Origin of the sequence: Bradyrhizobium manausense, from assembly GCF_018129685.1 — a bacterium.
GTDB lineage: Bacteria > Pseudomonadota > Alphaproteobacteria > Rhizobiales > Xanthobacteraceae > Bradyrhizobium > Bradyrhizobium manausense_D.
This window is the reverse complement of sequence record NZ_JAFCLG010000011.1, coordinates 35,883-57,612: the sequence shown is the minus strand read 5'-3', so window position 1 is coordinate 57,612 and position 21,730 is coordinate 35,883. Positions and strand designations below refer to the sequence as shown.

Genomic DNA, 21,730 nt, shown 5'->3' with positions numbered 1-21,730 from the left:
GGGCAGCGTGTCTGCATTTCTACTCCCGCGGCTTAAGTTTTCGTCGGGCTGGTGCCGGCGTCGCCTGCATCATCCTTTATCGGCCATCACAACTGAGTTCGCCTACCTAGATGCTTTTTCGATGATCTGTGCAATCGCCGACACCAGCGCAGCGAGTGCGGCGACGGCAGCCCATCTGGATTGCCTGGACAGCTCGGAGGCCAAGAAAAGGCCTCCCACCTGATAGGCCAGTCCCAGGCTGAATGCGACAAGCAGCGCGAGGGCGCTGGCGAGAAACGCTGACAGAAAAGCAACCCAAAAGGCAAAGCGTCTGTTCATCGTCGTGCTCATGGGCCGGAAGCCCCGCGAGGCTAAGCGCAGATTGCGCGCAAGTACAAAGGATTTGTGATCTCGATGCCGACTGATCGGCAACATTTTTGCCCCGCCTCGAGTGCGACTTCATCTTTGTAAGGTTCGTGTAAGCTAGTCGTCATTCCGCGCTTGAAATCGAGGCGCGCGGGGAGACTCCCCGCTTGCCCGCTACCGGACAAACAACTATTCAGGGGCTGCCTTGCATTGGCTGATGCAACACTGCGAATTGCTGATCGACCTCGCACCAGCCTCAGGACACCTAAGTGACGACCCTGGCACGAAGCTTGCGATGAATATGCTGAAACGATCGGTCGCGACCAAGATTGTCCTGACGACCTTGGCGGGGACTGTCCTGACCGTTCTCGTCTGGACAAAATTTATCCTCGCGCCCGGCTCGCCGGAAGTCCCGGCACCGAAACGAACCGTGGGACGCGCGGCGCCGACATCCACCGGCGAAGATGTCGTCGTTGAGCTCTCCGACAAGCAGGCTGCCGCGCTGCAACTGGGCACGGTCGCTTCGCGCGAGTTCGTGCTACTCAAGACCTCGGTCGGCACGATCGGCTTTAACGAGAACATGCTGGTCCAGGTGTTTTCGCAATACTCCGGCAAGATCATTAAGGCGTCGTTCAATATCGGCGACGACGTCAAGCAGGGCGACATCCTCTTTACGATCGACAGCCCAGACCTCTTGCAAGCTGAGTCGACTTTGTTGGCAAGTGCCGGCGTGCTTGAGCTGCAGAAACGCAATCTTGCGCGCGCCTCCAATCTCTTGAAGTCCGGAGGCAGTGCGCAAAAGGACGTCGATCAGGCGACGTCGGACGAGCAAACCGCTGAGGGTAACTACAAGGCTGCAAGGAACGTGGTTCTTATCTTTGGCAAGACCGATGAAGAGATCGATCGAATCCTAAATACCCGAATGGTCGATTCTACTTTGCTGGTGCCAAGCCCGATCTCAGGACGGATTGTGGCGCGTAGCGCGGCTCCCGGCTTGCTGACGCAGCCGGGCGGCGCGCCGCCACCCTATCAAATTGCCGACATCTCGACGATGTGGATGGTTGCCAACGTGATCGAAACGGACGCGCCTTCTTACAAGCTCGGCCAGGAGGTCGAAGTTCGGGTGCCGGCCTATCCGACCCGGGTCTTCAAGGGTAAGGTGACTGCGCTGGGTTCGACCATCGATCCGAGTACGCATCGTCAACTTGTGCGCTCGGAGATAGCAGATCCGGAGTACCTGCTGCGATCCGGCATGTTTGCGAGCTTCGTCATTCGTGTCGGAGATCCAACGCGCTCAGTCGCGGTGCCGGCAACTTGCGTCGTTCGCGAGGGCGACGGCACCATGACCGTCTGGGTTACGAACGAGGGGCGCCGATTCGTCAAGCGGACGGTCAAGATCGGACTGCAGCAGGATGGATGGACCCAGATAATGGAAGGTCTTCAGGTTGGCGAAACGGTCGTTACGGAGGGGGCCATTTACCTTAGCAACAAGCTCCTGCTGGGAGACGCCGGATAGTCTGGCGCGATTTGCGTAATCGGGACCAACAAGGCGGGGTGGCGTGATTAAATCTGTTTTGGCGTTCGGACTGACGCGGAGCGCGATCATTGTGCTCGGCGTGGTGGTGTTCTGCGCCGCTGGTCTCGTCGCGTTTACGAAACTCAACATCGAAGCTTATCCCAACCCGGCGCCGGTGATCCTGGAGATCACCGCCCAGGCCCCTGGCCTCTCCGCCGAGGAGATGGAGAAATACTACACGATTCCTATGGAGGTCGGCCTTTACCCCACGCCTGGTGTCGCCAATATTCGCTCCACGTCCTTCTATGGTCTGTCGTTTGTTCGTGTCACCTTCAAATATGGCATCGACTACTTCTTCGCTCTGACCCAGGCCGCAAACAGCCTACAGCAGAACGTTAACCTGCCCGGTAATCTGGTTCCCACGATCCAGGCGTCGAGCCTGGTAGGCGAAATCTATCGCTATCAGCTGGTCGGCCCGGCTCACTTTGGACTGACAAACCTACGAACGCTGCAGGACTATGTCGTGACGCGGCGTCTCCTTACGGTGCCAGGCGTCGCGCAAATCAATAGCTGGGGCGGCACCACCAAGCAGTTCAGCGTCGAAGCCGATCTCGATAAGCTTGAAGCCTACAACATCACGGTACCACAGCTGATCAGCGCGCTCGGTAACGCGAACATCAATGTCGGCGGACGCGAGATATCCATCGGTCAGCAATCGGTCAATATCCGCGGCATCGGTCTCGTGGATTCCGGCGGGGCGGATGACGTCACCAGGGGATATCGCGTGCGGGACATCGAAAACGTTGTCCTCACCCAGTCGGGCGGTCTTCCCATTCAAGTCAAGAACGTCGCCAGAGTCGAGGTTGGCTATGTGCCGCGGCTTGGGATCGCGGGGCGCGATCACCAGGATGACGTCATCGCCGCCATTGTGGTGATGCGGCGGACGGAGCATACCAACGATGTCATTCCCCGCGTCGAAGCCGAGGTGGAGAAGCTCAATCGAGACGGCAGCCTGCCACCCGGGGTGAAGATCGTTCCCTACTATGACCGCAGCTCACTCGTTGGCGTCACCACCCATACCGTCTTGCACAACTTGATCTTCGGCTGCTTGCTCGTCTTCCTGATCCAATGGATCTTCCTCGGCGACTTGCGCAGCGCCATCATCGTGAGCGCCAACATTCCGCTGGCGCTGTTCTTTGCCATTATCATCCTCGTCATTCAGGGTGAGGACGCCAATCTGCTCTCACTCGGCGCCGTCGACTTCGGCATCATTGTCGACTCGGCCGTGATCATGATGGAAAACATCTACCGCAATTTCCAATCTTCCTCTGAGCATCGCCGAACTCTGCTTCAGCAGCTGTCAGAAGGCTATTGGGGATCGGATCCGACATCCGCAAGACCGGGATCCACGCGGCCTTGGCCGGAGCGTTTGCGAATCATTTTCGCGAGCGCCCTACAGGTCGACAAGGCGGTGTTCTTTACGGCCGCGATCACCGTAACCGCCTTCGTGCCGCTGTTCACCATGCAGGGTGTGGAAGGCCAGATCTTCGGCCCGATGGCGCGGACCTATGGCTATGCGCTCGCCGGCGCCCTGTTGTCGACCTTCACAGTGACCCCTGTTCTTGCAGCGCTTCTGTTGCCAAGACATGTCGAGGAGGTCGAGACGCGCATCGTGCGCGCCCTGCGCCGGACCTACACCCCTGTGCTCAGGTGGGCGCTCGGCAGCCTTAGGACGGCAATCTTGGTGGGCGTCGTTTTCCTTGGCGTGAGCCTGCTCGCGGCCTCACGGCTGGGAAGCGAATTCCTGCCTGCGCTGGAAGAGGGCAATTTCTGGATCCGCGCCTCGCTGCCGCCGACAATCTCTCTTGAGGCAGGCACCTCAGCAACGCGGAAGATGCGGGAAATCCTGATGCGCCACCCGGAGGTCATCACGGTGGTGTCGCAGCATGGACGACCAGACAATGGCAGCGATGCCTCGCCATTCTCCAACGTCGAGCTGTTCGCGCCTCTGAAACCGTTCGAGGAGTGGCCTGCCAACGTTACGAAGGAAAAGCTAACGGAAGTGCTTCAGAAGGAATTTGCTGATGAACTGCCCGGCATCAACTTCAACTTCTCCCAATATATTCAGGATAACGTTGAGGAAGCACTGTCCGGGGTGAAAGGAGCGAACTCGGTCAAGATTGTTGGACAGAATCTTGACGTCCTGGAGCAGTTGGCGAGCCAGGTCATGGCTGAGATGACGAACGTTCGGGGTGTCGCTGACCTCGGCATTTTCCATCTCCAGGGTCAGCCCAACCTCAACATCAAGATCGACCGAGAAAAGACCGCGCGATACGGCCTGAACACTGGTGATGTCAACGCGGTCGTTCAGGCGGCCCTCGGTGGGACAAATGCGACGACCGTCCTGGAGGGGGATCGTCAGTTTGCCCTGGCGGTCAGGCTTGAGCCGAAATATCGCAGCAGCATCGATGCGATCAAATCGGTGAAGATCGCCTATCAGACGCCGTCCGGGACCAACGCCTACATCCCGCTGAGCGAATTGGCCGACATATCGCTCGATACTGGGGCTTCATTCATCTACCGAGAGCGCAGCCAGCGCTATATCCCAATCAAGTTCAGTGTCAGAGGACGCGATCTCGGGAGCACGGTGACTGAGGCCCAAGAACGGGTCGCAAAAGCGATCAAGCTGCCGAACGGCTATCAGATCTTGTGGGCTGGAGAGTTTGAAGACCTGCAGAACGCCAAAGAGCGCCTCATTATCGTGATCCCGATCACGCTACTCTTGATCCTGGTGTTGCTGTACGGCCTGTTCAACTCGCTGCGGGATAGCTTGCTTGCGCTCGCCGGCATTCCGTTTGCCATCGGCGGTGGAATTATCGCCCTTTATCTTTCCGACCTCAATTTCAGTGTTTCGGCGGCGATTGGATTCATATCGTTGTTCGGCGTAGCCGTGATGGACGGTATTCTCAACATCACCTATTTCCGCGAACTGAAGGCACAGGGCATGACCGTCGCGGAAGCGGTGTTCCGCGGCGCCGAGCAGCGCATGCGGCCGATGCTGATGACGGCCTTGTCTGCAGGCGTCGGCTTGTTTCCCGCGGCGATTTCCCACGGTATTGGGAGTCAGGTTCAGCGTCCATTGGCCACCGTGGTGGTGGGCGGCATGTTCATTGGCCCGGTGCTGCTGCTGGTGGTTGCTCCGGCCTTGCGCCAGATCTTCCTCTCGAGGGAGCACGGGCCCGCGACAGATGAGGACGATTTGTCTCTGCCTGATCCGGAACCTGGCCACGGGGCCTCATGAGTGTCATTGGGGGCATGTAGCGTGAAGGTGCGCGTTAGCGGTCGATCGCTGAGCAGAAGTCGGGGCTTGGTCTGCGGCACCCTCGCGCTGGCGCTTTCCGCTTGCGCGGTAGGCCCGAACTTCACCCCTCCGGCAGCTCCCGAGGTCGCCGGATATCTGCCTGGCAAGCTTGCCTCGCCCGGACCGAAGCCGAGCAGCCCCCAAGTGCCGGGCCAGCACTTTGTGACCGGCGCGGAGGTCTCAGCCCGGTGGTGGGCCGCATTCAAATCAAAGCCGCTCAATTCGCTCATCAAGCAATCCGTCGATCACAATCCGAACTTGCAGGCCGCCGAGTCGGCGATCAAGGCTGCCTACTACAACGCTCTGGCGCAGCGCGGGTTGTGGTTTCCGCAGGTTTCCGGCAACTCGACATCATCTGAAATTTTGCAGTCCAACGCGGGAAGCGTGTTCGGAGCACCTCTCGATTCCGCTCCGCAGACCGGCTATTCGCTCGTGACCCATCAACTTACCATCACGTTCGTACCTGACGTCTGGGGTGGGAATGCGCGCGCCGTCGAAAATCTCGATGCTGTCACCGAGCAGCAAATGTTCCAGCTAGAGGCCGCATATCTGACGCTGACCAGCAATGTCGCCACGGCGGCCATCCTGGAAGCATCGCTGCGAGGGCAGATCGCCGCTACGGAGCGCATCATTGCGATTGAACGTCGTCTGCTGGGTATTCTCCAGCGACAGAATAGCCTTGGACAGGTGGCCCGCGCTGACGTTCTCGCCCAGGAGGCCGCACTTGCGCAGGCCGAGCAGTTGCTGCCACCGCTGAAGCGGCAATTGGCCCAGCAGCGCAATCTCCTGACGGCATTGGCGGGCGAGTTGTCGGCCAACGAAATTGCTCAGGCGTTTGAATTGGCGCAATTCAGGCTGCCGGCAAACCTTCCGATCAGCTTGCCCAGCAAGCTCGTCGATCAGCGGCCCGATGTGCGTGCTGCCGAAGCCAACATGCACGCCGCGAGCGCGCAAGTCGGCGTCGCGATTGCCGCCCGTTTGCCGAACATTCAACTTTCGGCCAACGGCGGCTCCAGCGCGTATAATCTGGCGCAGAGTTTTGCACCAGGAACCGGCTTTTATACGCTCGCGGCGGGCGTTACAGCACCGATCTTTGACGGCTTCACCCTCTATAACAAGCAGAAGGCTGCTGAAGCTGCCTTGGAACAAGCGGAAGCTCAGTATCGCTCGACCGTCATTACAGCCTTTCAAAATGTTGCCGATGCCTTGCGCGCCCTGCAAACCGATGCGCAGGCAATGCAGGCTGCCGTGCATGGCGAGGAGACCGCGAAAGCCAGTCTTGACGTGGTGGAGCAGCAGCTCAACGCAGGGCAGGTCAATCAACTCGCAGTTCTCAATGCACAGCAGACTTATCTCACGGCCTCCATCGCTCGGGTGCAGGCCGAGGCCAATCGTCTTACAGATACGGTTGCGCTTTTCATGGCCCTCGGCGGCGGCTGGCCGGCCAATTGCACGACCCGTGTGTGGCGGGAATGCGCCATGGGACAAGGCGGGACGACTCTGGTCCAAGAAGTCGGGAGTCCAAAACCATGAGGCATTGTGGAGCCGCAATTGCGCTTACGGTCGCCCTCGCAACTAGCGCATGGGCGCGTCCTTCCGGAACGGGCGGGCCAAACGGCGCTTCCGCTCCCCGTCAGCCATCCTGCCTGATCGAGGTGCTCGCCTCCGAGGAATTGCCTGGAGCCCCAATCTTTCAAACGCTGGTCCGCGCGCGATTGCGGATCACGCCGCAAGGTCAGCCGCCTTTTGAAAGGACCGTCGAGCGATTCATATCCTGGCAGGAGCCGCCGCCTCGGCGTGGCCATAGGCTGACGGTTTCGTGCGATCCCGCAAGCATAGGCGCTCTCGTTCCCTATTGAGGGAGCTCGATTGCCCGTCGGACGGATGTCACCCTACCAGACCACGTAAGCGCAGAGGAGAGCCAAGGGTAGAATGATCACGCCAAGTCTCGCCCAGGTGCGATACCCGCCGCGGTCCTTTGGCACGATGAAGAGGTGAACAGCCAGCCAGACGCATACAACTCCGCCGAGCACCACGCGAGCAACATCGCTCGGCGTTTCATAAAGCGACCAGATATGTTCGACCTGCGGGCTGGCGACGCGGGCCGTTACAACGATCAGGATACCGATAAACAATGTCCGCACCGCCAGACCCGCGAACCAAACGAACTTAGGTAGCCGGGCTACCGAAAACTTGCCGTCTGGAACTTTGTCATTCGCCGTGGTCACAGGCCTAACCCACCATGCATAATCAGGATATCGCTGGCGCGGCACGGGGGCAAGCAGGCCCGCACCGATTTCGGTTATAGAAACAAGGAATGGATTGGTTCTGCGATCTAGGCAGCCGATGCGGTCTGCTGCGCGGTGGGACGGACCGAAAGAAATCGCATCTTGAATACCGCGCCGCCCTCGGGCCCATTCTCGACGAGCAATTCTGCCTCGTGCGCATCCACGATCTTGCGCACGATGGAAAGGCCTAACCCAGCGCCTTCGGACTTCGATCGTTCGCGCCGCCAGAATCGCTGAAAGATCAGCTCGCGCTCCTCAGACGCAATACCCGGCCCCTGGTCGCTGATGCGAACCGTACCTTCGTCATCTACGCTGACCTCGACTGTCGTGCCTGGCGGCGTATGACGGATGGCGTTTTCGACGAGATTCCTGAGGGCCCTGTAAAGCATCTCGGGATGGCCGTTGATCCACGCCGGATCGGCGCCACCACTCCAGGAAAGCTGGCGCTTCATTCGGATTGCGAGAGGCGCCATGTCGCCGACGAGCTTCTTGGCGAGACTCTTGATATCGAGCCGCTCCTTCTGTCTGCCGCCAAGGCTGTCAAGCTCCGCGATCTCGAGAAGCTGGCCCACAATCCGACTCATGAGATCGATATCCGCTTGCAGTTGCCGCCGTAGGCGCGGATCGATCACATCTTCGAGGCGCGCACGCAGGATTGCGAGCGGGGTGCGCAGTTCATGTGCGGCATCCGCTGTAAATTCGCGCTGGACGCGGAAACCGCTATCCAGACGGTCAAGCGCCTGATTGATGGCCTCTACTAGTGGCTGAATATCGCTGGGAATTCCCCGAGTCGTAAGTCGGATATCGGTCCTGCTGGGGCCAATCTCCTGCGCCTCTCTCGACGCGCGTCGCAGAGGGCGAAGGGCCCGCCCGAAGATTACGATATCGACCGTAAGAAGCAAGAGCAGGATTGGGATGCTGATCCAGCTGACGCGCAAAAAGAAGTTTGCGACAATATCATCGGTCAGGACGTCGCGGTGACCGAGATCTTCTCCGACCTGAACCGTAAAAAGCTTTCCGGCGACATTCTCTCGAATGCTCACTCCTTCGATCCTGCTGTCCCCGATCTCGACGTCCAGCTCGCCGTCGCCGCTGGGGGCGCCGATGGGGAAAAGTGGCGCTCCGATAGAAGAAGCAACCAGTCCGCCCTCCTGGTCGACAATTGCGTAAAAGTAGCGTCCGTATTGACGGGAGAATTGCGCCTGCAACGAACCAGGTAGTGCCAGTGTCGCCGATCCCGTAGGCGAAATTTTCAAATACCGGGCGATCGCCGAGGCTTGCTCCGCCATCGATCTCTGATGCAGGCTTTTCGTTTCTTGACTTAGCAGCCAGAACAGCACCAACGGCATGAAGATCGCGGTGAGGGCAATCGCCACCACATGCAGAAAAACAATGCGAGACGTCGTTGAACTAAGCGAGATCTTCACTGCGGCTCTCCGTCAAAAGATAGCCAACCCCACGGATCGTGTGGATCTGAACCCGTGCTCCCTTCTCTGCGAGCAATTTCCGAAGCCGTGATACGTAGACCTCAACGGCGTTCGAGGAAATGTCGGCCGAAAGGCCAAAAATGTGGTCTTCGACGGCTTTCTTTGGAACCATAGTGCCTTGGCGGCGGAGCAGCAGCTCCAGGACGGCGAGCTCGCGCGCAGAAAACATTTCCGGCCGTTTGTTGATGAACACCTGCTTGCTCTCCGTATCGAAGACGATATTCGCGAGCGTGAGGGAGCTTCCAAGCAACTGCCCGGGACGCCTTAGCAGCGCCTTGAGACGCGCCACCAATTCCTCGAAGGCGAACGGCTTCACGAGGTAGTCATCTGCACCAACCTGCAATCCGTGAACTCGATCCTGAATACTGTCCCGCGCTGTGAGCACGAGCGCGGGCAAGGGATCTCTGGCTTCTCGAAGCTCACGCAGAATGCTCAGTCCGTCTGCATCCGGTAATCCCAGATCCAGGACAACGGCGGCGTAGCGAATTCGAGCGAGAGCTTCGCGGGCGGCAGTCGCGGTACCGACCGGGTCCACATCAAATCCGAATTTCGATAACCCCGTCACGAGCAGCTCTGCGAGCTCGGGACTATCTTCGACAACGAGAAGCCTCATCTTGGACTCAGGAGGTAAAATCAGTTGTTTCTCTAGACCAAGGCTGCCTTTGCCGCGAGTCGTTTACGATGTCTGGTGCACCATGTTGTAAGGTTCGTGTAAGGTTAAGGCCTTGAGAACCAGGAGTTCTCCGTATCTTTTCGGACATGCCAGGATGAGCTTGAGCATGTTACGGTATGGGGCTCGCCGTTCATTCCGTCGGCGACGAGATCGGCCATGAGATTTCCCGCGCCGCCACAGAACAAGCACATGCTCGTCGCCCGCTGGTCTTTGCAGGGATTTCTGCTGAGTGCCGTGATGGTGGCTATCTCCGGGCTTGCTCAGTTTGTGCTGGTTGCTCTCGGCGCCCAGCTCTATTTTCTAGGCTTTCTGCCCGCCGTATTTCTTGCCGGGTTATTCGCGGGATGGCCCGCGGAGGAGTTGTCGCGTTGTTGAGCTTACCGCTTGTCTGGTGGGCATTCATGCCCCCTCATTTCGAGTTTGGGCCTCTGACCCACGCGGACTATGAGGCTATGAAGGTATTCATTCTGTGCAGTGCGCTCCTTGCGATGTTGTCGGACCTCGGCCAGCAGATGCTTGCCGCAGAGATTGACCCGACCGAAGGCCCGGATACTTGATCCCTTTCTGAGATTGCCCCAGAACAGGCCCTACCTGGAACTCTGTTCTTCCCGGGAGAACGGGCAAGCGCCAAGGCTTTTGGTTTGGATGCCAAGGTTTGGATCAGGGATACGTTCCATGTTTGACTTCTATGCTTGACTTGTCGTTTTCGGAAATGGCCGCTCGGTCCGACCGGGCTCCTGCGCCTTGGCGTCGCCCGCTCATTCGATGGCTCGACAGTACGGAGACGGGATGGACAATTCCGACGCTTCTGGCCGCCTTTGTGACGGTCTGGACTGTCTATTTGATGGTCGCTTATCTGGGGACGGACCTGCATCCCGACGTGCTGGAGACATGGACGCTCGGCCGAACCTTTGAATGGGGAAACCCAAAGCACCCGCCGCTCATGGGTTGGATGGCCCGGATTTGGACAGAGGTCTTTCCCCTGACCAACTGGTCGATGCAGCTGATGGCCATGGTCAATGCGGCTGCCGGCCTTTGGGTCGTCGATCTAATCGCGCGACGATTTGTAACCGGCGACAAGCGAATCTTCATTCTGCTCTTGCTGATGCTCACACCCGCTTATCAGTTTCACGCGCAGCGGTTCAACGCTAATGCGGTGCTCCTGTCCCTATGGCCGCTGGCAACATATTGTTTTCTGCGTTCGGTCCAAACACGCGCGCCTTTCTGGGCGGCCGCCGCCGGGATAACTGCAGCGCTTGCCATGCTGGGAAAGTATTACTCGGTATTCCTGCTTGCGGCCTTCGTCTTTGCGACACTCTTGCATCGCTCGGGGCGTTCTTACTTGACCTCGTCTACCCCGTGGGTTTCCGCGGCAGCAGGCTTGCTTACGTTGGGTCCACACTTGCTTTGGCTGGCGGAAACCGGAGCGCCGACATTCGATTATGCCATTTCTCACGCCTTGGCCGACCGTCTAACATCTCTGCACGACGCGCTCAACTTCATCCTCGGTCTGATGGCTGCGATGAGTGTTGCTGCGTTGACCTGGGTTCTTACCGCCGGGCGCCGATTGCAACGTGCGAGGGATGACTTCGCAAAACTGGATGAGGGGCTGATGCTGCTCCTGCTCATTGCGGCGGGCACCATCCTCTTCCCGGTGCTTACATGCCTAATTGTAGGAACGGACCTGCCTTCCTTGTGGGCCCTTCAAGGCCTATTTCTATTCGTGGTGCCGGTCGTCGCCAGCACCAGTTTCGCCATTGAACGGTTTTATACCGTGAATGAACTTGTGCTCGTGGCGATGATCGCGTCTCTCGCGGTCACTGTTGGCGCGCCGATTCATGCCATCTACCGTAACAAGCACGGGTACGAAGAGGGCAGAAATTTCTACAGCCAGGCTGCGATCGAACTCACAAGACAGTGGCGCGAGATAACCAACACGCCACTCAGCGCCGTGAGTGGGGATGACAACTTAGCTTTTGCCGCGGCATTCTATAGCCCGGATCACCCGCACTATTCACGTCCGTTCGCCTATCAGTACAGCTGGCGCCTCCCCCGGAAAACAGCTCTCGACCACGGATGGGCCGCGCTTTGCTTTGCTGATCAGGTTGACTGCCTGGCCTGGATGCAATCGACATCGGCCAGGGCGGAAAATGCTATCCAGCGTAGATTCGAAGTGCATGCCAGCCTGCTGGGTGTCCCTGGTGTGAGCCGGGCTGTGGTTTCTCTACTCGTGCCACCCAATGTGCCGCAGCCCTATGAAGATCTGAGCTCGATCGACCGCATTGAGGCGATGCTCTAACACGGTTCTGAAAATTGTCGCTTGAGCCCAGGTCGTATTCGGCCGAGCGTAGGCCCCAATCGGCATTATAAGTCGTTTGATCGACCTCAATAGCCCAAGGAGCAATAGCAGAAGTCTATTTACATAGCAATTTCAATGATATACGAGTTCGTAGTTTTATTCTGAGTGGCGCGCCAACTTAATATTAGGTTGATATCTTGCATATTTGCGGAGCGCCGTTGCAGAGCAATTCGCCGTATTGACCTCCAGATATTTCAGAGGTCATTCAAGTTGGCAGCGCCGCAGAGCGCGATGTTCAATTCTTGCAGGACGATTTCTTCCGGATAGCGGCTCCTCGTTGCCCTCCCGTGACCGAGTCCGGATCCATCCCGTCCCGTCGATTGCCGCTGCTAGTACATCAAACACCGCTGATGTCTTCATGCTACCAGACTGAGGCTTAGTCCGGGAGTCTTGGATCTGTCCCTGTCGGATGGCACGCACGGCGCTCGCTTGGTAATCTCTATAGCACTCGACGGGTGTACTCTCGTTCGGGAAGCGACCAGATCGGATGTCTCAAACGTCGATTGTCAGGGAAAATTCAGACAGGATTGTTAGAGAACAAACTGGGAATAATATAATGCACGTACTTGAGGCTACTCTTTGCTCATTTGCATTACGCCGCTGTATACGAGAACACGAACTGCATCGATCCTAGCGCGAACCACCCGCTGGAAGCGTTGTGCTCTTACGTTATTGAGCACAACGATATTTATTGCGTACTTTGCAATTAACTCGTCGCCCACATCAGCTTTGAGCGACGAGGATTGGGACTCGTGCGTGCATGCGGCCGAAATCGTACCCGATCGCTCGATCCGGGGATGCACAGCGGTTATCCAGGCAGGCGAGCGGATGATCACCCAGTTGGCGGCGGCTTATAACAATCGCGGTGTCGCGCTGCGGTCGAGTGGAGATATCGACCGTGCCATGGAGGATTACGATCGAGCACTTCGTTTGTCCCCCGACTACTATGTCGCGCTCAACAACCGAGGCGTTGCTTTAATGAGCAAGGGAGAGCTTGATCGCGCGATTTCTGATTTCGATCGCGCCGTACAACTGAGGACTGACTACCTCGGTGCCTATTATAATCGCGGGAAGGCACTCGGGCGTAAAGGACTCTTTGATCGTGCCATCGCGGATTATGATCTGGTCATCAAGGCTGATCCGAAGAATCCGACCTTCTTGTTCGAACGCGGAACGATGAAAGCGAACGCTGGAGATCAGAGCGGCGCGGATGCTGATTTCGAGCGCGCCGAATCGCTCAGGTCGAATGGTGCGCGGACGACGCGGCCACGATGAAACTCGCCCAACCTAGACGCCGTTGAACTTGTCAGGCTGATGGGAGCCGCAACTCCGCGTGAAGGCCTCCATTTCTGCCATTGGATAGTTCGACAGAGCCGCCGTGCAGTGTGGCGAGATCGCGGACGATTGCGAGTCCGAGCCCGCTTCCCGGTTTGGCCTCGTCGAGCCGCTCGCCTGGGGCGAACGCGCGGTTTAGTGCATCAGCCGGGATGCCTGGCCCGTCATCAACGATCGTAATAAGGAGCTGCCCCGTCGGGGTATCGCGCGTAGCCTTGATCGAGACAACACCACGAGCCCACTTGCAGGCATTATCGACCAGGTTGGCGACCATCTCGTCAAGGTCGTTGGGATCGACGGCGGCAAGCAATTCCGTCTCGGCTGTATGGACGATCGTCAGCTCACGATGAGCATAGAGCCGCCGCATCGCCGCGGCTATTGATGCGAAGGCAGGTTCGACCTGCGTGATGACGCCAGGCAGGCCGGCGTTGGCTGCGGCACGGGCTCGGGCAAGCTGGAAATCAATCTGGCGCTGCATCCGCCCTGTTTGCTGAGTCAGGACCGCGGCGCCCTCGGTATCACCTCTCGCGAGCAGCCGGCGCGCTTCGTCCGTCAGCACGGCCAATGGTGTCTTCAGGCCATGCGCGAGATTGCCCGCCTGCGTGCGGGCGCGGCGAACCATCTGGGTATTGGCGTCGATCAGAGCGTTGAGATCATCGACCAGCGGCCGAACTTCGGACGGGAAGTCACCAGGCAGGGTTTCTGCTTTGCCCGCGCGAATGTCGCCCAGCGCGTCGCGCAGACGGCGCATGGGACGCAGACCAAACCAGGCCTGCAACGTGCCGGCCCCAATTAGGGCTATTGCCAGTGTGCCGAGTGACAGGGCCAGCGCCTGATTAAAATGTCTCAGTACATCATCGACGATCCGCTGGTCGGCGCCAATTTGAAGCACGTAACCGTTTTCAGCGGTCTGCCACGGTCGCTCATATGCGATCATCGGCTCACCAGCCGGGCCAGCTTCGACTGAGCGAGTAAGCTGCCGATCCGCCCCCCGCGCGGGTGGCGGAAAACGCCGTTGCGGTTCGAGGGAGGCTGATTGTAGGACGATGCCGTTGCGATCGCTCACCTGCCAGTAATAGCCAGTCCCGGGCTGCGCGAAGCGCGGATCACTGAGCCTTTGTGCCAGAGCGACATGTCCGTCGGCCGTGCGGGCCAACAGACCTTCGAGCTCGTCGAGATGACCGATCAGCTCGGCATTGACAAGCTCCGTGACGTGCGCCCGGAACAGCGCGGAAATCGAAACGCCAGCGACAGCGATACCTGTCACGGTCGTGAGAATAACGCCAACCAGCAGCCGGGCGCGCAGACTTCTGACCATCAGCCGAACCTGTAGCCCAGACCGCGCAGGGTCCTGATGGTATCGCGGCCGATTTTGCGTCGCAGCCGACCGACATAGACCTCGATCGTATTCGAGCTGCGTTCCTCATTCAGGCCGTAGAGATGGTCGAGCAACTCGGCTTGCGTCACGACGCGGCCGACGCGATGCAGGAAGAGGTGGAGCAGGCGAAATTCCTGTGCCGTCAATTCGATCGGCTGGCCCGCAACATTGGCGGTGCCGGCAACGGGGTCAAGCACGATATCTCCGTGGCGCAATTCGGAGGTGGCTTGGCCCGCGACGCGCCGCATCAGCGCGCGCAGGCGAGCTGCGACTTCGTCGACGTGAAACGGCTTCGCCACATAGTCATCAGCCCCTGCATTGAGACCTTCCACCTTCTCAGTCCAGCTGCTGCGCGCCGTCAGGATCAGGACCGGTGTGGCGGCCCCGGTACGTCGCAACCTCCGTAAGACCTCGATGCCTGACAGGCCGGGTAAACCGAGATCGAGAACGATCGCGTCGAATTCTTCTTGCAGCGCGAAGGAAAGGGCGTGCTCACCATCTTCCACATGCTCAACGACAAAGCCAAAGCTGGCCAACCCTTCCTTCAGGCGGGCGCCAATGTCCTGATCGTCTTCGACAAGAAGAATGCGAATGGTCATGTCTCCTGATTGCTGCAGTCCGATACTGGATCAACCTGCATTTACGCTGACAGCTTGTGTTCAGACTAGCGTGGCAATCAGGCGTCTAGAAGTCAGTGTTGAGACTCGTGCCAATGTTAAAATTGCTCCTGATAATCGTTCGCATATCAACAATTATCTTGGTGACCCCAGCCTTCGCTCAGCAGGCCGCCGTGCTGTCGATTGATGCACTTGCCAATTCCGTCGTGGCAAGTAACCCCGAACGACGCTTTTATTTCCAGCAGATCGGGCTTGCAGGTGTTGAGCGCGACGCGGCTGATCGCCTGCCGGACCCTGAAGCTGCATTCGAGTTAGGCGAACGCCGGATGGCCGACGGCCTGACAGGTGCACCGAAAGGCGCCGGGCCGACATATGGCTTGTCGATTATGCAGCCGCTCGACTTTGCCGGACGCGGGGCGCTCCGTCGCGCCATCGCCGAGCATCAGATCGCGCTGGCGCGGCTCGGTCTTGCGCAATTCGACGCAACGCTCGCAAGCCGGGCACGCTCTTTGGGATATGCCTTGTTCGCGGCCGAGCGGAAAGCCGCCGCGGCACGCGACGTTGCCGCGCGGATGCGCGAGCTTGCACGCGTTGTGGAGCAGCGGGATCCGGCGGGCATCGCCACCACGCTGGACACGGCCATTCTGGATGCGGGTGCCATCACGGCGGAGCGAAATGCCGCGATGGCTGATTCCGAGACCAGCACGATCGTCTACGAACTGAATCAACTTCGCGGCGCGCCGCTCAAAGCGCGGCTCCGCATTGCTCCGCCCGATATCACGCTGCCCGGCCTTCCGTCGGTCGAGCGCATGGCGCAACAAGCTGGCATCAACAATTTCGAGATTCAGTCGCTGCGCGCGCAATTGCAGCAGCAAGGGTTGCGCGTTGACCTCGCACAAGCAGCGCGTGTGCCGAACGTCTCAGTCGGTCCCTACTTCAATCGCGCGAAGTCAGACAGCCGCGAGACCAATTTCGGCATACGGCTGACGACGACGTTGCCGCTTTGGAATAGCCAGGCTGCTGGCCTCGCACAGGAGTTGAGCCGTCAATCCCAGGGCGATGCGGCCCTGCTCGCCGCCAACCGACGGATCGCGAGGCAGGTTTACGAACAGGCAGCCTACTACGAGGCGAAGCGTCGAGCCCTTGCGGGCTGGCCAGCCGGGGCCACCGAGAAATTTGCGGCCGCAGCTACCGCCGCCGCCGATAGTTATCGCCAGGGAGCGATCCCGATCGCAACTTACGTCGAGATGCAGCGCCAGTATCTGGACGCGCTGTCGGCTCTGCTCGACACGCGACGTGAGGCTATGGAAGCGATGCTTCAACTTCGGGCGCTCAATGGCGGCCGCAGCTTCGACGGCGTGTCCCGATGACGCGGCGGATTCTGGAATGGACAACCGGTCGACCAGCCACGGTGATGATCATCGCTTTGCTGATCGCTGGTCTTGGAATCTGGTCTTTCGTGAATCTGCAAATCGATGTCATTCCCGACATCACAGGCGTGCAGGTGCAGATCAACACGACTGTTCCTGCCCTGGCGCCAGAGGAAATCGAGCGTCTTGTGACGCTGCCCATCGAGCGCAGCATGGGTGGTCAGCCGGGCCTGCGGGAAATGCGATCGCTCACCAAGACCGGACTGTCACAGGTCACGCTCATCTATCAGGACGGCACGGACCAGCTTCGCGCACGCCAATTCGTCAACGAGCGGCTTTCCGCAGTGCGCGACATGCTGCCAGCCGGATCATCGCCGCGCCTCGCTCCGATCACCACCGGGCTTGGCGAAATCTGGTACTACACACTCGAATGGGCGCAACCGCCGTCCGATTTGGACGAGCGGCAACAACTGATGGAGTTGTTCGAGGCTCAGGAATATATCGTGCGCCCGATGCTGCGCGCGATCGAGGGGGTCGCCGACGTCAATTCCAACGGCGGCCTCGAACGTCAGTTTGTCATCGAGCCTGATCTGAAGAAGCTCACGACAGCGGGCATCACGCCGAGCGAGCTTGCCCAGGCTGTTGGCGCCAACGTCGCCAATGCCGGCGGCGGGACCATCACCAAGAACGGCCAACGCTTCACCGTCCGAACCGAAGCGCGTGTCACGACGGCGGAGATGATCCGCGCATTACCCGTGAAATTCGCAGGTGGCGTGCGGCCGCTGACTGTAGCGGATCTGGCGACCGTGACCATCGGCCATGCTCCACGCGATGGCGCCGCGACCACCAACGGCAAGGAAACCGTGCTCGGCACAGTGATGATGCTGGTCGGGCAGAACAGCCGGGACGTTGCCCGGCGCGTCGATGCGCAATTGCCGAACCTGCGCGCCGCGCTGCCCAAAGGCATGATCCTTCAGGTTCAGTACGATCGTTCAGAATTGGTGGATCGCACCATCGCGACGGTCGAGCGCAACCTTGGCGAGGGAGCGTTGCTGGTCGCCGTCGTATTGCTGATCGTGGTCGGCAACTGGCGCGCGGCATTTATCGTCGCGTCGGTCATCCCGCTGGCCTTTCTCATGATGATCTCGGGCATGCATGCGCTCGGTATATCGGGCAATCTGATGAGCCTCGGCGCGCTCGACTTCGGCCTGGTCGTAGATGGCGCGATCGTCGTCGTGGAAAACACATTGCGTCTGATGGGCGAGGCACAGCGCCTCAAGGGGCGCGAGCTGACGGCCGATGAACGCCGTCGCATCGTCATCAACGCTGCGGGGGGCGTGGCGCGGCCCGTGTTCTTCGGCATGGCCATCATCGCGCTGGTTTATGTGCCGGTACTCAGCCTGGGCGGCGTCGAGGGGAAGCTGTTTCAGCCGATGGCGCAAGCCGTGATGCTGGCGCTGGCAGCGGCGCTGATCGTTACCTTTACGCTAGTGCCGGCGCTGTGCGCCCGGCTGCTACGAGGCGAGAAGGTGCGTCAGCCGAGCGTCAGTGAAAAGGAAGATTCTCTCCCGGAGATAACCGCCGACAACCACATCACGCATAACGGTGGCTTCGCCGGCCTCGTGATCCGGGGCTACCGTCCCGTCCTGGACTTCGCCCTCCGTCATCCCGCTGCCCTTCTCGTTCCATCGGCAGTCCTGTTGGCCGTGGCATTGAGGATATTCCTGACCCTTGGCTCGCAGTTTACGCCACGCCTCGATGAGGGCTCCATCACGGCGATGGTCTACAAGCCCGTGGGGATGTCGCTCGACCGTAGCCTTGAGATCGAGCAGCAAACCGAGCGTGAAATTTTGCGTCGCTTTCCGCAAGTGACCCGAACCTTCTCCCGCATCGGCACCAGCGCGGTTGCGACCGACCCGATGCCGCCGAATGAGAACGACCTCTACATCTTCTACAAGCCGCTCGACCAATGGCCGCAAGGTCCGGACATGCCGCGCAACAAGAGCGAGCTGGTTGCGGCGATCGAAAAGGCTGCCACTGCGCTGGCGCCGGAGCAGTCATTCCTTTTCGCGCAGCCTATCGAGATGCGCTTCAACGAAATGTTGGAGGGCACGCGGGCGGATCTGTCGGTCAAGATATTCGGAGACGACTACGACGTGCTTGAGCGGCTCGCCGCGCAGGCGCGAGAGGAATTGCAAGGCGTGCCCGGCACCGCCAATGCCGCATTCGAAGCGGCCAGCCGCACCCACAGTGTGGTGGTCGAGATCAATCACGACGCGATGGTGCGGTTGGGGCTGGGAACCGCCGAGGTCAACCGTGCCATTGCGTCAGCGATCGGTGGGGACGAGGTCGGCTTCATCGCGGACGGAGAGCATCGACACGCGATCGTCGTTCGTATGCCCGAGTCCTTACGCGCGGACACAAAATCGATCCTCTCCCTTCCATTGCGCGTCGGCGCGTCCGGCCTTGTGCCGCTGGACCGCGTTGCAAGTCTGCGCGAGATGAGAACGGTCGAACCGATCCTGCACGACAATGGTAAGCGCCGCGCCGCCTTGATGGTCAATCTCAACACCAGCGACATCGAAGGTTATGTGACCGCAGCGCGTGCACGCCTCGACGGCAAGCTTGCGCTGCCTGAATCCTATCGCATCGAGTTCGGAGGCCAGTTCCGTCAGCTAGAAGCGGCCCGAGCCCGTCTGATGATCGTCGTGCCGGCGGCGCTGCTGATGATCTTCTTGCTCGTTTATTCGGCGTTGGGGAGCGTCCGTCATGCCGCCGTCGTCTATACCGGTATTCCGTTTGCGATCACCGGTGGCGTGCTGGCACTCTGGCTACGTGACATGCCATTCTCGATCACCGCCGCGATCGGCTTTATCGCGGTCTCCGGCATCGCGATGCTGAATGGTCTCGTTCTGATCGATCATATCAATGCGTTGCGGCGGAAGCTGCCTGTTATCGAGGCAGTCCGGCAAGCCGCCACGGATCGGCTCCGTCCGGTATTGTCGACCGCCATGGTCGCGGGAATCGGCTTCGTACCGATGGCGATTTCACAGGGCGCGGGAGCGGAGGTGCAACGACCGCTCGCCACTGTCGTCATCGGCGGCGTCCTGTCGTCCACCGTTCTGACGCTGCTGCTGTTGCCGGCGATCTACCGATGGATGGAGCGCCGCTCCGCAGCCGTCGTCGAACGAGAGAAACAGCCGTTGGAAGTGGAGGTTTCAGCATGAAAAGATCGAATCGGCTCCGTGACGTGGCAATCTTAGCCGCTATGACGTCACTTTTCTTTGTCTCGCCGGCCCTCTCGCTCGCAAGTTCTCCTGTCCATGACAATCAACCCAGTCCTTTCTACGTGCAAAACCTGCCGGCGGAAGTGCGGGCAGGCCTTCAAAAATACAGGAAGGTATGTGGCGATGAATTGACAACAACGCGTGGCTTCAGCCGCTTCATTGACGTTGGGAACGTTCGTCTCATCGCTCTTCATCTTCATGAACTCAGATGTGGCGACCGCCTTACGTTTTGTAGCAGCGGAAAATGCCTCCATCAGGTCTACATGTCGCACCACGGACGATATCATCTGGTGATGAGTGTCAGGGCAAATGAAGTCACGTTGAGAGGCCTGGACAACACTCCGGCGATTGAAGTTGAATGCGGCTTTGGACTACAGCGTATGTGGCGATGGAACGGTAGGCGTTTCATCGGAAGATAGCATCATTGATCAGCCTGACCGGCCAAGTTTCCAGATCGATCTCGAAGGCAAGGCGCCTTTTCCTATGTGCTCAGCGCCGCGTTACAAAGCCTTAGAAATGTAATTCAGGACCATGTTCCATGCGAGCCCTTCATAAAGAGAACCATCTGATCGAACGAATAGGTTGGCTTCGCGCAGCGGTGCTAGGCGCCAATGACGGGCTGATTTCAACATCGAGTCTGATCGTCGGTGTTGCCGCCGCGACCGCCGCTTCCCACGAAATTCTGGTTGCTGGCGTAGCGGGGCTCGTCGCCGGAGCAATGTCGATGGCTGCAGGCGAATATGTGTCGGTCAGTTCCCAGGCCGATACGGAAGAAGCCGACATGGCGCGTGAGCGCCGCGAACTTGCCACGCAACCTGAAGCGGAGCTGGCCGAACTCGCCGCGATCTACGAGCAGCGTGGTGTAACGCCCGAACTGGCGCGACAGGTCGCCGAGCAGATGATGGCAAAGGACGCCTTCGGGGCCCATGCGCGGGATGAACTCGGACTGACCAGTCATGTGATGGCGAAGCCAGTTCAAGCGGCTTTCACTTCGGCGGTCACCTTCGCATCTGGCGCGACTTTGCCGCTGGCCGTCGCTCTCCTGTCGCCGGCCTGGACCGCCACCTGGACCGTCTCCATTGCCTGCCTCATCGGACTTGGCGTTCTCGGAGCGATCGGCGCTCGCGCTGGCGGCGCCAGCATATGGAAACCCACTCTTCGGGTCGTGTTTTGGGGAGCAGTCGCCATGGCCTCAACTGCGACCATTGGTGCCCTCATCGGTCGAGCCGTCTAGTTCGCGGAGCTCTCTATTTTTTAATCGATTTTGCACTCGATATTTGCATCGCTGCAGAATGGGATTTTCTGCGATGTATTCCAGCGGTACCCAATCACACATGCCGCGGACTTCAGGACTAGGAGAGAGCCACTGCGTACGCGGCCCAGATTTGGAAAGAGCTAGTCATTTCCTCATAGACCCGGGAGAAGCAAAATACCGGATACCTTGTACTTGGTCCGATATCAGCTCCGCGTTCGGTTCGGCGCACCCGTTTGGGTGGGGCTATTGGCGGCAGCCGGCGAACGCTGAAAGATGAGAGGATCACGATGCCCCAAAATAAATTAATCGCAGATTCAATCACATATGCGTTCGCACTTTTATCCAGTACGGCGCGCCATTCTCCTTGTGAGATTGGCTCTTTCCCCCACACATTGTCCTTGTTATTTCTGTAGCCTGCCGTCCGGCCATATCAGCCGTCACGCCTGCAGCGCCGTGCGC

At 59.3% G+C, this 21,730-nt stretch carries 15 protein-coding genes; 9 read left to right on the top strand and 6 right to left on the bottom strand.

Annotated features, from left to right (window positions below; translation table 11 throughout):
- Nucleotides 1-102 precede the first annotated feature (102 nt).
- Nucleotides 103-330, bottom strand: a complete 228-nt coding sequence (locus JQ621_RS23865) for a hypothetical protein (protein WP_212237230.1) — start codon at nt 328-330, stop codon at nt 103-105.
- 310 nt (nt 331-640) lie between these two features.
- Between JQ621_RS23865 and JQ621_RS23860 the strand changes: the two genes are divergently transcribed.
- The 3 genes from JQ621_RS23860 to JQ621_RS23850 all read left to right on the top strand — a co-directional run bounded on the left by JQ621_RS23860 (nt 641) and on the right by JQ621_RS23850 (nt 6,755).
- Entirely contained in the window at nt 641-1,861 is a 1,221-nt protein-coding gene (locus JQ621_RS23860; RefSeq protein WP_249125521.1) for an efflux RND transporter periplasmic adaptor subunit, read from the top strand.
- A gap of 43 nt (nt 1,862-1,904) precedes the next feature.
- Nucleotides 1,905-5,162: an efflux RND transporter permease subunit gene (locus JQ621_RS23855; RefSeq protein ID WP_212237221.1), complete on the top strand. Its 3,258-nt coding sequence runs from the start codon at nt 1,905-1,907 to the stop codon at nt 5,160-5,162.
- A 66-nt stretch (nt 5,163-5,228) separates the two neighbouring features.
- The gene (locus JQ621_RS23850) at nt 5,229-6,755 is read left to right on the top strand and encodes an efflux transporter outer membrane subunit (RefSeq protein WP_249125520.1); all 1,527 of its coding nucleotides are present in this window, start codon (nt 5,229-5,231) and stop codon (nt 6,753-6,755) included.
- A gap of 359 nt (nt 6,756-7,114) precedes the next feature.
- Here the strand turns inward: JQ621_RS23850 and JQ621_RS23845 are convergent, their stop codons facing one another.
- The 3 genes from JQ621_RS23845 to JQ621_RS23835 all read right to left on the bottom strand — a co-directional run bounded on the left by JQ621_RS23845 (nt 7,115) and on the right by JQ621_RS23835 (nt 9,610).
- Nucleotides 7,115-7,450 (bottom strand): hypothetical protein, encoded by a 336-nt coding sequence (locus JQ621_RS23845; RefSeq protein WP_212237217.1) that lies wholly within the window; start codon nt 7,448-7,450, stop codon nt 7,115-7,117.
- A 107-nt stretch (nt 7,451-7,557) separates the two neighbouring features.
- Nucleotides 7,558-8,937 carry an ATP-binding protein gene (locus tag JQ621_RS23840; RefSeq protein WP_312015440.1) on the bottom strand — a complete coding sequence of 460 codons (1,380 nt, stop codon included), beginning with the start codon at nt 8,935-8,937 and terminating at the stop codon, nt 7,558-7,560.
- Nucleotides 8,921-9,610 (bottom strand): response regulator transcription factor, encoded by a 690-nt coding sequence (locus JQ621_RS23835; RefSeq protein WP_212237215.1) that lies wholly within the window; start codon nt 9,608-9,610, stop codon nt 8,921-8,923. Before JQ621_RS23835 ends, JQ621_RS23840 begins: the two co-directional genes overlap by 17 nt.
- A 216-nt stretch (nt 9,611-9,826) precedes the next feature.
- Between JQ621_RS23835 and JQ621_RS23830 the strand changes: the two genes are divergently transcribed.
- From JQ621_RS23830 to JQ621_RS23820, 3 genes are all read left to right on the top strand, one after another.
- Nucleotides 9,827-10,045 (top strand): hypothetical protein, encoded by a 219-nt coding sequence (locus tag JQ621_RS23830; protein WP_212237213.1) that lies wholly within the window; start codon nt 9,827-9,829, stop codon nt 10,043-10,045.
- 469 nt (nt 10,046-10,514) lie between these two features.
- A complete protein-coding gene (locus tag JQ621_RS23825) occupies nt 10,515-11,969 on the top strand; it encodes a glycosyltransferase family 39 protein (protein WP_312015439.1) in 1,455 nt (484 codons plus the stop codon).
- An 816-nt stretch (nt 11,970-12,785) separates the two neighbouring features.
- Nucleotides 12,786-13,304, top strand: coding sequence for a tetratricopeptide repeat protein (locus tag JQ621_RS23820; RefSeq protein ID WP_223806705.1), 519 nt, complete (start codon nt 12,786-12,788; stop codon nt 13,302-13,304).
- A 31-nt stretch (nt 13,305-13,335) separates the two neighbouring features.
- Here the strand turns inward: JQ621_RS23820 and JQ621_RS23815 are convergent, their stop codons facing one another.
- The gene (locus tag JQ621_RS23815) at nt 13,336-14,682 is read right to left on the bottom strand and encodes a sensor histidine kinase (protein WP_006022561.1); all 1,347 of its coding nucleotides are present in this window, start codon (nt 14,680-14,682) and stop codon (nt 13,336-13,338) included.
- Complete coding sequence (locus tag JQ621_RS23810; RefSeq protein ID WP_024343199.1) at nt 14,682-15,335, bottom strand: response regulator transcription factor; 654 nt, start codon at nt 15,333-15,335, stop codon at nt 14,682-14,684. The genes JQ621_RS23815 and JQ621_RS23810 overlap by 1 nt, the downstream gene beginning before the upstream one ends.
- A 119-nt stretch (nt 15,336-15,454) precedes the next feature.
- Here JQ621_RS23810 and JQ621_RS23805 point away from each other — a divergent pair, with 119 nt between their 5' ends.
- The 3 genes from JQ621_RS23805 to JQ621_RS23795 all read left to right on the top strand — a co-directional run bounded on the left by JQ621_RS23805 (nt 15,455) and on the right by JQ621_RS23795 (nt 21,250).
- Nucleotides 15,455-16,729: a TolC family protein gene (locus tag JQ621_RS23805; RefSeq protein WP_006022563.1), complete on the top strand. Its 1,275-nt coding sequence runs from the start codon at nt 15,455-15,457 to the stop codon at nt 16,727-16,729.
- On the top strand, nt 16,726-19,956 hold the full coding sequence (locus JQ621_RS23800) for an efflux RND transporter permease subunit (RefSeq protein WP_006022564.1): 3,231 nt from the start codon (nt 16,726-16,728) through the stop codon (nt 19,954-19,956). The genes JQ621_RS23805 and JQ621_RS23800 overlap by 4 nt, the downstream gene beginning before the upstream one ends.
- Before the next feature lie 598 nt (nt 19,957-20,554).
- The gene (locus tag JQ621_RS23795) at nt 20,555-21,250 is read left to right on the top strand and encodes a VIT1/CCC1 transporter family protein (RefSeq protein WP_006022566.1); all 696 of its coding nucleotides are present in this window, start codon (nt 20,555-20,557) and stop codon (nt 21,248-21,250) included.
- Nucleotides 21,251-21,730 lie beyond the last annotated feature (480 nt).